Below are 14,247 nucleotides of genomic sequence, written 5' to 3'. Positions count from 1 at the left end.
GGGAGGGTGCTTTATGGCCCAGACGCTACCCAGTATCGTTTCCGGAGAAGGCGGCCTCAGCCGCTATCTCGAGGAAATCCGGCGCTTCCCGATGTTGCAGCCGGAAGAAGAATACATGCTCGCTAAACGATATCACGAGCATTCTGACACCGACGCTGCGCATCGCCTGGTCACCAGCCATTTGAGGCTCGTGGCCAAGATCGCGATGGGCTATCGCGGCTATGGTTTGCCGATCGGCGAAGTGATTTCTGAAGGCAATGTCGGCCTGATGCAGGCCGTGAAGAAGTTCGAGCCAGAGCGCGGGTTCAGGCTGGCCACCTACGCGATGTGGTGGATCAAGGCCGCGATCCAGGAATACATCCTGCGTTCGTGGAGCCTGGTAAAGATGGGCACCACCGCGAACCAGAAGCGGCTGTTCTTCAACCTCAGGAAGGTGAAGGGCAAGATTCAGGCGCTGGACGACGGCGACCTCAATCCCGAGCAGGTCAGCGAGATCGCCACACGTCTCAACGTCTCCGAGGAAGAGGTGGTATCGATGAACCGCCGGCTCTCGGGTGACGCCTCGCTCAATGCGCCGATCCGTGCGACCGAGGGCGAATCCGGCGAGTGGCAGGACTGGCTTGTCGACGACAACCAGTCGCAGGAAGACATGCTCGTCGAGCAGGACGAGCTGGAAAACCGGCGCGGCATGCTCGACGAGGCGCTGACCGTTCTCAATGAACGCGAACGGCGAATCTTCGAGGCGCGGCGGCTGTCGGAAGACCCGCTGACGCTGGAAGAACTCTCGTCCGAATTCGACATTTCACGCGAACGCGTGCGCCAGATCGAGGTGCGGGCCTTCGAAAAGGTGCAGGACGCGGTCAAGGCAGCGGCGCGCAAACAGGCGCAGTCGCTGCGAACGATCGACGCGCACGCTGAAGCCTAGGCGCTTCCTCCTGCAAAGAAAGCCGTCGCTCGATCAGCGGCGGCTTTTCGGGAGTCTGGTCAGCCGCTTGAGGCGGCTTCCCAGGCCTTGAGCGCCTCCTCGAAGACCTTTTCGCCCGGCAGACCCTTTTCCATGGTGATCAGGGCGCGGCGGCCAGACTTGTAGACGATCGGCACGTCGATCCACTTCTGCTGGCGCAGCAGCCTCAGATTCTGCTCGACTTCGGTCTCGCCATCGTTGAGTGCGACGAGGAAGAAGCCGTCGGCGATCTTCGCCGGTATGCCAAGCAGGGGACTGCCCGCCGCCTGCTCCGTGTCTTTCAACGTCATGCGCAGTACATTGTCGATCGGTCCGCTGGCGAAGTTTTCCGGCGTAAGGAAGATCAGCTCGACGATATGGCTCGCCGGCAAGGTCTGGTCGGCATTGCGGCGCACGGTCAGGCGCAACTGCAGATCCTTGTCCGGAATGGTCGCTTCGGCGCGGATCGCCGGTTCGGGAGGCAGGTCGGCGCCGGGTGACTCCTGGGCGATCGACCAGACGACAGACCCCGAATCGGCCGTACCTTCGGCAACCGCGGTACGCTCCTCGTAGAAAATCGCCTTCTGGCCGACCAGGACGGCCGCTTCCGACGAATCGCCCTGTTCGACGGGAGCTTCGTCTCCAGCCGCCGCGGCCGCGGTCTCGCCGGTGCCCGGCAGCGGTTCCTCGCCCGGCTGCGTTGCCGAAGCGAGCGACGTCCCTTCGCCGACCTCGGCATCGCCGCCGGCCGGCCCCGGATCGGTCTCGCTGCCGTCCGGGTTGAGGCGCTGGGTGAATTTCTGCGTGCCGCCATCTTCGTCTGCCGGCTGGGTATCGGCGGGCTCGGCGGCCGCAACCTCGGGTTCTTCTTCGGCTGCTGCTACTGCCTCTTCCTCGAGGGGCTCCGGTTCGACCGGCGCAGTCGTTTCCTCTGCCACCTCTGCCGGCGCGCTGCCGAACAGGCCGGCGAAACTGTCGCGGTTGAGCCAGAGGCCATAGCCGGCGCCCCCGATGACCAGCAGGGCGACCGCGGCCGCGAGCCAGCGACCCGTCCCGCCAGGCAGGGCGCGGCGGTTGGAGGCGCGCGGTGGCGGTGGCGGCGGGGTGTCAAACTCCATCTCCACCGGCCCCTCGGCGGGGGCTTCCGAATGCTCTGGGCCGACCGGCGGCGGAGCAACGGCCGCCGCGGGCGTGCTCACGGCCTGTGTCGCCGGTTGCGCGCCGGCGAGCGATCGCGGTGGGGGTGCCGCCGGCTTCGCCGCTTCACCCGCCTGCGGTTGCTTGGCGGCACCGGATTTTGCCGGTGTCAGTTCGGCGAACAAGGCGTCGAGTTCGGCCAGAGGGTCGTTGTCCTTGCCCTGGGCCGTCTGGAACTGGCGCTCGATCTCCTTGATGGCATCCTCGAGCTGGCGGCGTTGACGATCGGCCACGGCGGCGGGCGGCGGCGGGTTCATCGCAGCGAGCCGCGCCCCGACCGTCGCGCGGGCCTTCTGGTAGACCTTCTCACGCGTCTCGGGCGTTGCGTCGCCGAGATTATCGATCGTCTTCTTCAGAACCGCTACGAAATCAGCCATTCGTCGCCGACCTGTCCTTTTCTATCTTGCGGCGAATCCGGCAATGCTCCCCGCCACTTCGCCGGTGCGCCAAACTAGTCTTGAAACGGGTCCGTCACAAGTATCGTGTCCTCGCGCTCGGGGCTCGTCGAAAGCAGCGCCACGGGCGCGCCGATCAGTTCCTCGACATAGCGCACATATTTGACCGCCTGCGCCGGAAGGTCGTTCCAGCTGCGCGCGCCGCGGGTTGAGTCCTTCCAGCCTTCCAGCGTCTGGTAGATCGGCTCCACGCGTTGCTGTGCGCCCTGGCTTGCCGGCAGGTAGTCGATCTCGCGGCCGTCGAGGCGGTAACCGGTGCAGACCTTGATCTCGTCGAGGCCGTCGAGCACGTCGAGCTTGGTCAGCGCGATGCCGTCCATGCCGTTGACGGCCACCGACTGCCGCACCAGGACGGCGTCGAACCAGCCGCAACGGCGCTTGCGACCGGTCACTGTTCCGAACTCGTGTCCGCGTTCGCCGAGGAAGTCGCCGATCTCGTTGTCCTGTTCTGTCGGAAAGGGACCCTCGCCGACACGGGTCGTATACGCCTTGGTGATGCCAAGCACATAGCCGATCGCGCCGGGTCCGGTGCCGGCCCCGGTAGCCGCCTGACCGGAGACGGTGTTGGAAGAAGTCACGAACGGGTAGGTACCGTGGTCGATGTCGAGCAGACTGCCCTGCGCGCCCTCGAACAGGATGCGCTCGCCGGAGCGGCGTGCATCGTCGAGAATCCTCCACACCCGGTCCATATAAGGGAGGATCTTGTCCGTTATCGTTTCGAGTTCTGCCATGATGGCGCCGTGTTCCACCTCGGGATGACCCAGGCCCCGCCGCAGGGCGTTGTGATGGGTGAGCAGCCGGTCGACCTTGAGGGCCAGGGTGTTAGGGTCCGCCAGGTCCATCACCCTCACCGCCCGGCGACCGACCTTGTCTTCATAGGCCGGCCCGATGCCCCGGCGCGTTGTTCCGATCCTGGTGCCCGAATTGGAGGCCGCGTCCTCGCGAAACCCGTCGAGCTCCCGGTGCAGGGACAGAATTAGCGCGGTGTTTTCGGCAATTTTCAGGCGCTGCGGCGAGACGTCGACGCCAAGCTCCTGCAAACGCTCGACCTCGGCCACGAAGGCATGCGGGTCGAAGACCACGCCATTGCCGATCACGGAAAGCTTGCCGGGCCGCACGACGCCGGAGGGCAGCAGCGAAAGCTTGTAGACCTTGCCGTCGACAACGAGCGTATGGCCGGCGTTGTGGCCACCCTGGAAACGAACCACCAGATCGGCGCGCTCGGACAGCCAGTCGACGATCTTGCCCTTGCCCTCGTCGCCCCATTGCGAGCCGACAACCACCACATTCGCCATGCGAACTTTCCCTCCGGACAGGATGCTCTGCGTCCGCTCGTGACGGACGGGCCTCTATAGCGACAGCATTGCCGTGTTGCGAGCCCCTGTTTGCCGGGAAACGACGACAGGCACAACCGATTCGCCCGCTGAGCGGCTTTACAGCACGGCTCGTGCCCCATAGGCGGAAGGGCCCGCCACTGGACAAGCCGGATGCACCGCACAGCCTATATCTTCCTTATCCTGACGATGCTGTTCTGGGGCGGCAATGCCGTGGCCGGCAAGTTCGCCGTCGGCCACGTGTCGCCATTGCTGTTGACCACGTTGCGCTGGGTGTTCGCATTCGCGCTTCTTGTCGCCATCGGGCATCGTCACCTGGTCGCCGACTGGGCCCTGGTGCGCCGTCATCTCGTGTTGCTGGCAACACTCGGCTTCTTCGGCTTCACCTGCTTCAACGTCACCCTCTACACCGCGCTCACCCACACCAGCGCCATCAACGTCACGATCGAGCAGGCCGGTATCCCGATGCTGGTCTTCCTGCTCAACTTCCTGTTTTTCCGGACCCGCGTTTCCGCCGGCCAATTCGCCGGTTTCGTTCTCACCGTCAGCGGCGTAGCGCTGGCCGTGAGCCATGGCGATCTTTCGACGCTGCTGCGGTTGCAGCTGAACTTCGGCGATGCACTGATGGTGATCGCGATCCTCGTCTATGCCGGCTATACCGTCGCGCTGCCGCTGCGTCCGGCCATACACTGGCAGAGTTTCATGATCGTTCTGGCGGGTGCGGCACTATTGACGTCGCTCCCCTTCGCCGCGGCCGAACTCGCCACGGGTGGGATGATCTGGCCGGACAGTGTTGGCTGGGCGACGGTCCTCTACATTGCGCTGTTTCCGTCACTGCTGGCGCAGGTCCTTTATGTGCGCGGCGTCGAGATGATCGGCCCCAACCGGGCTGGGCTGTTCATCAATCTGGTGCCGATCTTCGGCACCCTGCTGTCGATCCTGGTGCTCGGCGAGGTGCTGTATGCCTACCATGCCATCGCACTGGCGCTGGCGCTCGGCGGCATCTGGATCGCCGAACTGTCCGGAAGGCATGTGGCGCGACGCTAGCGGCCGCGCCACCGCCTTCCATCTGTTCAGCCGCCGTTGATGTCGAAATGCAGCGGCTTGGCGGAATCGATCTTCGGGTTGGAGCGCAGTTCGGCCAGCACATCCTCCGGAATCGGCGCGTCCAGATAGAGCAGCGCGATCGCGTCGCCGCCGGCCCGGTTGCGGCCGAGCTGGAAGTTGGCGATGTTGACGTCGCTCTTGCCGAGAACGGTGCCGAGCAGGCCGATGATCCCCGGCGCGTCCTGATTCGTTGTATAAAGCATGTGCTCGCCGACCTCGGCTTCCAGGTTGATGCCCTTGATCTGGATGAAGCGCGGCTTGCCGTCGGAAAAACAGGTGCCGGCAATGGCGCGCGTCTTGGTAGCAGTCTTGACCGTCAGCTTGATGTAGCCGTCGAAAACGCCGGACTTGTCGCGCTTGATCTCCGAAAGGATGACGCCGCGCTCCTTGGCCATGATCGGCGCCGAGACCATGTTGACGTCGGCAACCTGCGGACGGATCAGGCCGGCCAGGGCGGCGCTGACCAGCGCACGGGTGTTCATCGTCGCCACCTGCCCGTCGAACAGGATCTCGACCTCCTTGATGGCGTCGTCGGTGACCTGGCCGACAAAGGCACCCAGCACCTCGGCGAGCTTGATGAACGGCTTCAGACGCGGGGCCTCTTCGGCCGTGATCGAGGGCATGTTGATGGCGTTGGTGACCGCGCCCTTGATCAGATAGTCCGACATCTGCTCGGCGACCTGCAGGGCTACGTTTTCCTGGGCCTCGCTGGTCGCCGCCCCCAGATGCGGGGTGCACACGACGTTCTCCATGCCGAAGAGCGGGTTCTCCGTTGCCGGCTCGGTCTCGAAGACGTCGATACCGGCGCCGGCGACCTTGCCGGATTTGAGGGCGTCGATCAGGTCCTTCTCGACAATCAGGCCACCGCGGGCGCAGTTGATGATGCGCACGCCGTCCTTCATCCTGGCGATCGACTTGGCGTTGATGAGGTTGCGCGTCTTGTCGGTCAGCGGCGTATGCAGCGTGATGAAATCGGCGCGCGCCAGCAATTCGTCGAGTTCCACCTTCTCGATGCCGAGTTCGACGGCGCGCTTTTCCGAAAGGAACGGGTCGAAGGCAATCACATGCATCTTCAACCCGACGCCGCGGGTGGCGACGATCGAGCCGATATTGCCGCAGCCGACGACGCCCAGCGTCTTGCCGGTGATTTCCACGCCCATGAAGCGGTTCTTCTCCCACTTGCCGGCATGGGTGGAGGCGTTGGCTTCCGGGATCTGGCGAGCGACGGCGAACATCAGCGACACGGCGTGTTCGGCGGTGGTGATCGAGTTGCCGAAGGGCGTGTTCATCACGATGATGCCGCGGCGCGAGGCGGCGGGAATGTCGACATTGTCGACGCCGATGCCGGCACGCCCGACCACCTTGAGGTTGGTCGCTGCCTCGATCAGCTTGGCCGTGACCTTGGTGGCGGAGCGGATGGCGAGGCCGTCATATTCGCCAATGATCTCTGCGAGCTTTTCCTTGTCCTTGCCGATGTCGGGCAGATAGTCGACCTCGACGCCGCGATCCTTGAAGATCTGCACGGCGGTCGGAGAAAGCTTGTCGGAGACAAGAACGCGAGGGGCCATGATGTCCTTTCCTTCGTAGTTGCGGGTCAGAACCCCTCATCCGCTTTCGCTTCGCGGCCACCTTCTCCCACAAGGGGAGAAGGGAGGTACTGCACCGTCGCTTTCGCCAATCGACAGTTCCTCGATTGGCTCTTGGGATTGAGGCCGGCGACTCCTTCTCCCCTTGTGGGAGAAGGTGGCCGCGAAGCGGCCGAATGAGGGGTGACGCAGTTAGGCCGCCGCCTTGAGTTCGGCTTTCCTGACCGCGAAAGCCCAGTCGAGCCAGGGCATCAGCGCCTCGAGATCGGCGGTCTCGACCGTGGCGCCGGCCCAGATCCGGAGACCTGGAGGGGCGTCGCGATAGGCGCCGATGTCATAGGCCACGTCCTCGGCGTCGAGCAGTGAGACGATGCCCTTGGCAAACGCCGCCTGCGCGTCCTTCTCGAGGGCGGTGACGTCCGGGTCGGAGATCGTCAGGCAGACCGAAGTGTTGGAACGCGTCTCCGGCACGATCGCCAGGTGGTCGATCCATGCGGCCTTTTTGACGAAGGCATCGATGACGGCGAAATTGGCATCGGCTCGGGCGACCAGCCCGTCGAGTCCACCGACCGACCGCGCCCATTCGAGCGCGTCGAGATAATCTTCCACACACAGCATGGAAGGCGTGTTGATAGTCTCACCCTTGAAAACGCCCTCGATCAGCTTGCCGCCCTTGGTGAGGCGGAAGATCTTGGGGAGCGGCCACGCCGGCGTGTAACTTTCGAGGCGCTCGACGGCGCGCGGCGACAGGATCAGCACGCCGTGCGCGGCTTCGCCACCGAGAACCTTCTGCCAGGAGAACGTGACGACGTCGAGCTTGGCGAAGTCGAGCCGCTGGGCGAATGCGGCCGAGGTAGCGTCGCAAATGGTCAGGCCCGCGCGTTCTGCCGGAATGAAGTCGCCATTCAGCACGCGTACGCCGGACGTTGTGCCATTCCAGGTGAAGACCACGTCGCGGTCGAAGTCGATCCTGCCGAGATCGGGCAGTTCGCCGTAGTCGGCTTCGATGCGGCGCACGTCGTCGATCTTGAGCTGCTTGACCACGTCGGTGACCCAGCCGGAGCCGAAGGACTCCCAGGCGACCATGTCGACGCCGCGCGCGCCGAGCAGCGACCACAATGCCATCTCGACGGCGCCGGTGTCGGAGGCCGGAACGATGCCGATGCGGTAATCAGATGGCACCTGCAGCACCTCGCGCGTCAGCGCGATGGCGCGTTCGAGTTTCGCCTTGCCGAGTTTTGAGCGGTGGGAGCGTCCGAGCGCCGCGATATCAAGGGCCTCGGCCGACCAGCCGGGACGCTTTGCACAGGGACCAGAGGAAAAGTTGGGATTTGCCGGACGGAATCCGGGCTTGGGATGTGTCGTCATCGTGGTTCTATCCTTCCAGATAGCTCGCCCCTCGTTGGGGAGGGGTGGCCCACGGACGGCGTTAGGGCTTCGCGGCGACGGCGTCAAGGGAAAACCGTGCGTCGCATGTGGAACATTTTTTCGCCGCCGGGTCGACAGCGTGGGAACCGCCGGCGCGGGGGAATCGCGGCGTGGGGTGACGGGCGCAAACGAAAGACGGCGGGTCGCCCCGCCGTCTTGATGGTTTCCGAGTTGGTCGTTGTCTACCAGATCTCGTAACGAATGCCGACCTTGACCTCGTGCTGGTCGAAGCCGCTTTCGGTCCCCTGGATGCCGGTCGCGCCGGCGGTGACGCTTGCCGGGTCGAAGCGGAACATGTCGCCGCCGTCGATATGGCGGTAGCGGTAGCCGACATCCAGCTTCAGCACATCGGTGACGTCATAGGCGACGCCGGCCATGAAAGCGTAGGTGAAGCGCCAGCTTTGCTCGCCCGGATGGGTGACCGTGGAGATATAGGCCTGCGGCGGCGGACAGGCTCCGCCGCCATCCACGCAGTAGGTGTCGTTGTTCAGCCCGCCCCAGCGCAGATAGGTGTAACCCGCACCGGCGCCGGCATACGGCGTGAAGCCGGCAAAGGTGCCAAGATCGACATAGGCGTTCGCCATGATCGACATGCCGTTGTAGCGGGCCTCGTCCTCCGAGCGGCAGGTCGTGCCCACATAGGCAGGATTGGCGACCGGGTCGAGGCAGGGAAGGGCGCTGGTCGTGGTGCCTTCGAACTTGCCCTGGAAACCCTCGATCGTTGCGTCGGCGCGGATCCACTCATTGAAGCGGTAGCCTATGCCGCCGCCAAAGGTGAAGCCGGTGTCGATCGAACTCGTTGCGAAGGTCGAGGCGCCATAGGTGGCGGTCAGGGCGTCGAAGGTCCGGTAGTTGAATGGTCCCTTGGCGCTGGTCGTGACCGCATAGCCGATATCGCCGCGCAGGTACCAGCCGGAGCCGACCTCCACGGGCACGTATTCGGGCGCTTCCTCGACGAAAATCGGGGGATCGTAGTCGGCGGCCATCAGCGACGGTATCGGCAGCACCGCCAGCGCGGTCCCCGTCAGGATCATGCGAGAAAGAAAAGTCATGTACCTCACTCCGCAAAAAGCGGGCCATCGGTCCGCCGGTCTCGTGAGGCATTGTTAACCATAGTGGTTAAGCGCCGGTTAAGCATGACGCCGCCGAGCGCATCTTCCAAATATCTGATACACAAAGAAAAACCGCCCGGGGGCGCCGGGCGGTTTCGGGTTTCCTTGGAGGCCGGCCTATTTGTAGACCGGCGGCTCGATCGGAGGCGGCTCGTAGGCGATCGGCGGTGCGCAGCGGCTCGATCCGCCGAACTGGTAGCGCAGACCGGCGCGAACCTCATGCACGTCGAAGCCTTCGTCGAAGCCCGGCCCGGCGATCGGCGCATATTCGAACATGCGGCCGCCATTGACATGCGTGAAGCGGTAGCCGGCATCGAGCAGGATATTGTCGGTCACGCAGTAGGACGCGCCGGCCATCAGCGCCCAGGCGAAGCGCCAGTTCGCGGAGCCTTCGTGAACGGTGGTCACGCCGCCGACCGTGTTGCGCAGGTCGTCCCACTTGATGCGGGCACCGCCGATACCGGCGCCGACATAAGGGGTGACGCCATGCCAGGTGCCGAACTCGGCGTAGGCGTTGGCCATCAGCAGCCAGGCCGAATAGGCCGACACGTCGGACGAGGTGCAGGGCACGCCGCCGCAGACGCCGGAGGTCTGGCCGTTGAAGTCCGACTTCGCCCAGTAGTCCAGCGTCAGGTCGGTGCGGAAGTAGCGGTTGATCTGATAGCCGACGCCGGCGCCGACGGACCATGCGCCGCGCAGTTCACCGAAGTCGAAGCTGCCGTAACCGGGCGGGGCATAGGTGACGTAGTCGGCGTCATTCCAGCGCGACCAGTGATAGTCGATATCGCCACGGATGTACCAGCCGCCATGGTCGACCTCCTCGTAGACCACCGGCGGCGGGATTTCGACCACCGGCGGTTCGATGTAGTCGGCAGCGGAGGCTCCGGACACGCCACTCATCAAAAGCGCGCCAACGAGCGTGAGCCTGGCATGCTTGGTCATGAGGATCACCTTTGCTTTGCCCGGCCCGATACGCGCCGGGTTCAATTGAACTCGGCCGGATAATGATTTGCAAAGGTTAAGGGCGGCTTAACCCTGCTTCTTTACCATGTTTGGTGGAAAAGCAGTCGAAGCCGGCGTGGCAATAGTGCCACGCGCCTGGCAGGCAGAGGGGGTTGTCAGGCTGCGGTCTTGACGGTGCCGATGACGCCGATGATGTCGTTGACGACCTTTTCCACAAGCGAGCGATCGTCGCCTTCAGCCATGACACGGATCAGTGGTTCCGTGCCGGAAGGACGGATCACCAGACGCCCGGCCTTGCCGAGACGGCTCTTGGCGTCCTCGATCATGGCGCGCACGGAATCGGTCTCCAGCGGCTTGCCGCCATTGAAGCGGACATTCTTCAGCACCTGGGGCACCGGCTCGAACTTGCGGCAGACCTCGCTGGCCGGCCGGTCGGAGCGCTTGATGCAGGAGAGGACCTGAAGCGCCGAAACAAGGCCGTCGCCGGTGGTCGAATAGTCGGAAAGCACGATATGGCCCGACTGTTCGCCGCCGACATTGAGCCCGTTGGCACGCATATGCTCGACGACGTAGCGGTCGCCGACCTTGGTGCGGTGAAGCTGCAGGCCGAGATCATCTAAACGGCGCTCCAGGCCGAGATTGGACATCACCGTGGCGACGACGCCGCCGCCGGCCAAACGCCCGGCCTGGTGCCAGGATTCGGCGACCAGCGCCATGATCTGGTCGCCGTCGACGACCGAGCCGTTTTCGTCGACGATCAGCACGCGGTCGGCGTCGCCGTCGAGCGCGATGCCGATGTCGGCCCTGACCTCGCGCACCTTCTTGCAAAGATTGAGCGGATGGGTCGAGCCGCAATCATCGTTGATGTTGAGGCCGTTGGGCTCGTCATTAATGGCGATGACCTCGGCGCCAAGTTCCCACAGGGCTGCCGGCGCCACCTTGTAGGCCGCACCGTTGGCGCTGTCGACGACGACCCGCATGCCGGCCAGCGACACCGAGCGCGGCAGGGTCCGCTTGGCAAATTCGATATAGCGGTCATGCACGCCGTCGATACGCTTGGCCCGTCCGAGGCCTTCCGAACTGGCAAGTTCGCCCGACAGGTCGCGGTCGAGCATGCTTTCGATGCGCATCTCGATCTCGTCCGACAGCTTGTAGCCGTCTGGCCCGAAAAGCTTGATGCCGTTGTCATGGAAGGCGTTGTGCGACGCCGAAATCATCACGCCAAGGTCGGCGCGCAGGGATCGGGTCAGCATGGCAACGGCCGGAGTCGGCACCGGGCCGAGCAGGAAAACGTCCATGCCGGCGGCGCAGAAGCCGGCGACGAGCGCGTTCTCGATCATGTAACCGGAAAGGCGCGTGTCCTTGCCGATCACCACACGGTGGCGATGGTCGCCGCGCTGGAACGACAGTCCCGCCGCCATGCCGACCTTCATGGCCACATCGGCGGTCATCGGGAACGAGTTCGCCCTGCCGCGGATTCCGTCGGTTCCGAAATATCGTCTCGACATGCCTGTCGATTTCCCCACCTCTGAAGCGCCCCTTCAATGGTCTGCCACAGACGCGGCCGACGCAGGAATCACATTGTATAAGCCAATGTAACCGATTCTTGACGCAGGGGCGAAGCGAAGGAGCTTAATTCACAAAGGGTTAACGGAGCGTCGCGATCCAGTCGCGCAGCAGCTTGCCCGCGTCCGGCTGGGGCAGGCCGCGGCCGAGTTCGGGCATCATAACGCCGGGCTCGGTGCTTTCGATCCGGTAGAGCAGGATCGAGCCGTCCGGATCGCCGGGCTTGATGTCGAATTCGCGGCCGCCCGAACCGCGCCCGGCGGCGACCGGCCGCTTGCCGATGCCAAGCGCCACCGGGTCATCCTCTCCATAGGTCAGGAAGAGCCCGGAATTGCTGGCCGGCCCCTCGCGGCGATGGCAATGGGCGCAGTTGACGTCGAGCCAGGCGCGGGCGCGGGCCTCGAGCGGCGCGGCCTCGTCGCCCCATGCGGGAACCGCGGGTGCGTCGCGCGGAGCCGGGGCACCTTGCAGGATGCCGGCAGCGCTCCAGTGTTCGAGCTGGTTTGCCGCGCCGTCGGCATAGGCAAATTCGCCGTTGAGGTTGCGTGCCTTGGGCCCGAGCGGCGCGATTTCGCCGTTGAACGCGTGGCAACCCTTGCACTGGTTCTTGTTGGGCACCGAATAGGTGAAGCGAACAGGCTCCGGCGCGATGCCGCCAAGCTCGATGTCGACCTTGGCGCCGGCGATCTTGAGCACGGCGTCCTGCTGGGCCTCGTCCCAAAGATAGGCCCAGGCCTGCCAGCCGTCCTCATGCCTGATCAGAACCCGCGTCTCGATCAGGCGCACATCCTTGTCCGGCTCCCTCATGTCGGCCGGGAAAGCGAAGGTCTTGATCAGCGCGGCGCCGGCCGGAAAGGCAAAGGCCTCCTGCGGGTCGTAGCGGGCCGCCTTGCCCTCGGGCAGGTAGACGAAGCGGAACTTCAGCGCGTTGTCGGAAAAGAGCGGCGTGTTGATCGCGAAGGGAACAACGCCTTCGGCCGGCTTCTGAGTGCGGCTATCCTCGAAGAAGCCAAATTCGGAGAGGAGCTTTGGCGGCCGCTCGGCGAGGATCGCCGCGTCGGAGACGGCGAGAGCCGGGACGACGAGGGCTGCGCACAGAGTGACGGAAACGAGGAGGGCAGCCGCGAGTCTGGCGATACCCACGCCGCTACGCGCCGACCGGCCGCCAGTCGACCATCTGCCCAAGGAAGGGCCCAGCGACGTCAGACGCCCATGGTCCGAGATCATCGGTACTTTTTCTTGTGTTTCAGGCACCGCCATCCTGCGGCAGCTTCACGGGCGCCGGTTCCGGCAGTGAACCCTTGTAGCCGGAGATGTCGGTGTCCGGGGACGTCGACCAAGGCAGCAGCAGCTGCGAAATCATCTTCAGATTGACGAAGGTCGTGCCGTCCGGCTCATCGACATAGATGCGGTTTTCGGCCGAGACCCAGGAAAAATACTCCGGGATCGTTGTCACTCCGTCCCAGACAATGTCCGGCACGGGCGTGCCCGAAACATCCGAAATCGTCTTGCCGACCTCGCCGTCGGGCTCGCCGCCGCCCTCGCCATACTCGTTGTCATGCACGTAGACCCCGCGCGGCACGAACAGATAATCGTCGTCCTCGTAGTCTTCCGGATAGGCGGCGATCAGCACGTGGGTGGTCGCGTTGCCGGAAAGGCGGTTGTTGAAGACGTGGACGTTGCGATTGGCCATCACCATGATGCCCATGCCTTTCGGCACGATGGCGACGATGTTGCCTTCCGGGGCAAAATTGGGCGTGTCGTTGTCGACAACGTCGTTGTCGAAGACGCGGATGTCATGACCGCCCTGCACCGGCAGGTTGGGCAGATCGAAGACGAGAATTCCGCCGGTGTTGCGGGTGGCAACGTTCTTGTAGACATCGGCGCGGAAGGAATTCTCGATCTCGATGCCGGCCACGTTGAATTCGGCGCGGCTGTTGCGTACCACGATGTCCTCGCTCTGGCCGACATAGATGCCGGCATCCGAAGCGCCACGCACCAGCACGCCTTCGATGAGCACGTTCTTCGACGACACGGGATAGACGCCATAGGCGCCGTTCTCGGCCTTCGGCCCGCCGGTCCATTCGACGCGCAGGTTGCGGAACGTGATCTGGTCCGAGCCCTTCGACTTGACGCCGTCGCCCCTGGTGTCCTCGACCGCGAAATCCTCCAGCACCACCCGGTCGGAGGTGACCAGAAGACCCTCGCCGGCCCCGGTCTGTCCCTTGAAGGAAAGAACGGTGCGATCCGTGCCTTCGCCGCGCACGGTGACGTCGTCGACGTCGAGCGACAGGCCGTCGGTGAGTTCGTAGCGTCCGGCGGCGATCAGCACCGTATCGCCCGGCTGCGCCAGGATCAGCGCCTCGATCAGCTTTTCATTGGCATCGTCGTCCGGCTCGACGCGAAGCTCCGCGGCGGCGACAGCGGCGGTCAGTGCAAGCGATACGGCCAAGCCAGCCGCGGCCCTGAAGATAGCTCGCATCGGCATTCCTCCTCCATTTCCGGCTTGACGATGCGCGCTCGGCAATGCGAAGTCAACAAAAATGAAACTGTTTC

The 14,247-nt window shown here is 64.4% G+C and carries 11 protein-coding genes; 2 read left to right on the top strand and 9 right to left on the bottom strand.

Going from position 1 to position 14,247, the window contains the following annotated elements:
• Nucleotides 1-13 precede the first annotated feature (13 nt).
• Nucleotides 14-925 (top strand): RNA polymerase sigma factor RpoH, encoded by a 912-nt coding sequence (gene rpoH, locus FQ775_RS17185; protein WP_146298607.1) that lies wholly within the window; start codon nt 14-16, stop codon nt 923-925.
• Nucleotides 926-984: 59 nt separating this feature from the next.
• Here rpoH and FQ775_RS17180 read toward each other — a convergent pair whose 3' ends face one another.
• Together FQ775_RS17180 and FQ775_RS17175 are read right to left on the bottom strand one after the other, a co-directional pair.
• Nucleotides 985-2,517 carry a hypothetical protein gene (locus tag FQ775_RS17180; RefSeq protein WP_146298606.1) on the bottom strand — a complete coding sequence of 511 codons (1,533 nt, stop codon included), beginning with the start codon at nt 2,515-2,517 and terminating at the stop codon, nt 985-987.
• 74 nt (nt 2,518-2,591) lie between these two features.
• Entirely contained in the window at nt 2,592-3,890 is a 1,299-nt protein-coding gene (locus tag FQ775_RS17175; protein WP_146298605.1) for an adenylosuccinate synthase, read from the bottom strand.
• 192 nt (nt 3,891-4,082) lie between these two features.
• On the opposite strand from FQ775_RS17175, the gene FQ775_RS17170 reads away from it, so the two are divergent.
• The gene (locus FQ775_RS17170) at nt 4,083-4,976 is read left to right on the top strand and encodes a DMT family transporter (protein WP_146298604.1); all 894 of its coding nucleotides are present in this window, start codon (nt 4,083-4,085) and stop codon (nt 4,974-4,976) included.
• 26 nt (nt 4,977-5,002) lie between these two features.
• Here FQ775_RS17170 and serA read toward each other — a convergent pair whose 3' ends face one another.
• From serA to FQ775_RS17135, 7 genes are all read right to left on the bottom strand, one after another.
• Nucleotides 5,003-6,604, bottom strand: coding sequence for a phosphoglycerate dehydrogenase (gene serA / locus FQ775_RS17165; RefSeq protein WP_146298603.1), 1,602 nt, complete (start codon nt 6,602-6,604; stop codon nt 5,003-5,005).
• Between the two features lie 210 nt (nt 6,605-6,814).
• On the bottom strand, nt 6,815-7,990 hold the full coding sequence (locus FQ775_RS17160) for a phosphoserine transaminase (RefSeq protein WP_146298602.1): 1,176 nt from the start codon (nt 7,988-7,990) through the stop codon (nt 6,815-6,817).
• A gap of 242 nt (nt 7,991-8,232) precedes the next feature.
• Nucleotides 8,233-9,102: an outer membrane protein gene (locus tag FQ775_RS17155; protein WP_146298601.1), complete on the bottom strand. Its 870-nt coding sequence runs from the start codon at nt 9,100-9,102 to the stop codon at nt 8,233-8,235.
• Between the two features lie 177 nt (nt 9,103-9,279).
• Nucleotides 9,280-10,104 carry an outer membrane protein gene (locus tag FQ775_RS17150; RefSeq protein ID WP_146298600.1) on the bottom strand — a complete coding sequence of 275 codons (825 nt, stop codon included), beginning with the start codon at nt 10,102-10,104 and terminating at the stop codon, nt 9,280-9,282.
• A gap of 176 nt (nt 10,105-10,280) precedes the next feature.
• Nucleotides 10,281-11,633, bottom strand: a complete 1,353-nt coding sequence (gene glmM / locus FQ775_RS17145) for a phosphoglucosamine mutase (protein WP_146298599.1) — start codon at nt 11,631-11,633, stop codon at nt 10,281-10,283.
• 139 nt (nt 11,634-11,772) lie between these two features.
• The gene (locus tag FQ775_RS17140) at nt 11,773-12,834 is read right to left on the bottom strand and encodes an SO2930 family diheme c-type cytochrome (protein WP_206064774.1); all 1,062 of its coding nucleotides are present in this window, start codon (nt 12,832-12,834) and stop codon (nt 11,773-11,775) included.
• A 103-nt stretch (nt 12,835-12,937) separates the two neighbouring features.
• Nucleotides 12,938-14,173 carry a parallel beta-helix domain-containing protein gene (locus FQ775_RS17135; RefSeq protein ID WP_146298598.1) on the bottom strand — a complete coding sequence of 412 codons (1,236 nt, stop codon included), beginning with the start codon at nt 14,171-14,173 and terminating at the stop codon, nt 12,938-12,940.
• Between the last annotated feature and the right edge of the window lie 74 nt (nt 14,174-14,247).

Source organism: Nitratireductor mangrovi (assembly GCF_007922615.2).
Taxonomy (GTDB): Bacteria; Pseudomonadota; Alphaproteobacteria; order Rhizobiales; family Rhizobiaceae; genus Mangrovimarina; species Mangrovimarina mangrovi.
The sequence above is the reverse complement of the archived record's forward strand: the minus strand, read 5'-3'. Positions and strand labels throughout refer to the sequence as shown.

Bases quoted from the DNA above. Each gene is read 5' to 3' on its own strand.
- FQ775_RS17160 (WP_146298602.1), bottom strand. From the start codon at position 7,990: ATGACGACACATCCCAAGCCCGGATTCCGTCCGGCAAATCCCAACTTT.
- FQ775_RS17150 (WP_146298600.1), bottom strand. From the start codon at position 10,104: ATGACCAAGCATGCCAGGCTCACGCTCGTTGGCGCGCTTTTGATGAGT.
- FQ775_RS17135 (WP_146298598.1), bottom strand. From the start codon at position 14,173: ATGCGAGCTATCTTCAGGGCCGCGGCTGGCTTGGCCGTATCGCTTGCA.
- FQ775_RS17155 (WP_146298601.1), bottom strand. From the start codon at position 9,102: ATGACTTTTCTTTCTCGCATGATCCTGACGGGGACCGCGCTGGCGGTG.
- FQ775_RS17170 (WP_146298604.1), top strand. From the start codon at position 4,083: ATGCACCGCACAGCCTATATCTTCCTTATCCTGACGATGCTGTTCTGG.
- serA (WP_146298603.1), bottom strand. From the start codon at position 6,604: ATGGCCCCTCGCGTTCTTGTCTCCGACAAGCTTTCTCCGACCGCCGTG.
- glmM (WP_146298599.1), bottom strand. From the start codon at position 11,633: ATGTCGAGACGATATTTCGGAACCGACGGAATCCGCGGCAGGGCGAAC.
- FQ775_RS17175 (WP_146298605.1), bottom strand. From the start codon at position 3,890: ATGGCGAATGTGGTGGTTGTCGGCTCGCAATGGGGCGACGAGGGCAAG.
- FQ775_RS17180 (WP_146298606.1), bottom strand. From the start codon at position 2,517: ATGGCTGATTTCGTAGCGGTTCTGAAGAAGACGATCGATAATCTCGGC.
- rpoH (WP_146298607.1), top strand. From the start codon at position 14: ATGGCCCAGACGCTACCCAGTATCGTTTCCGGAGAAGGCGGCCTCAGC.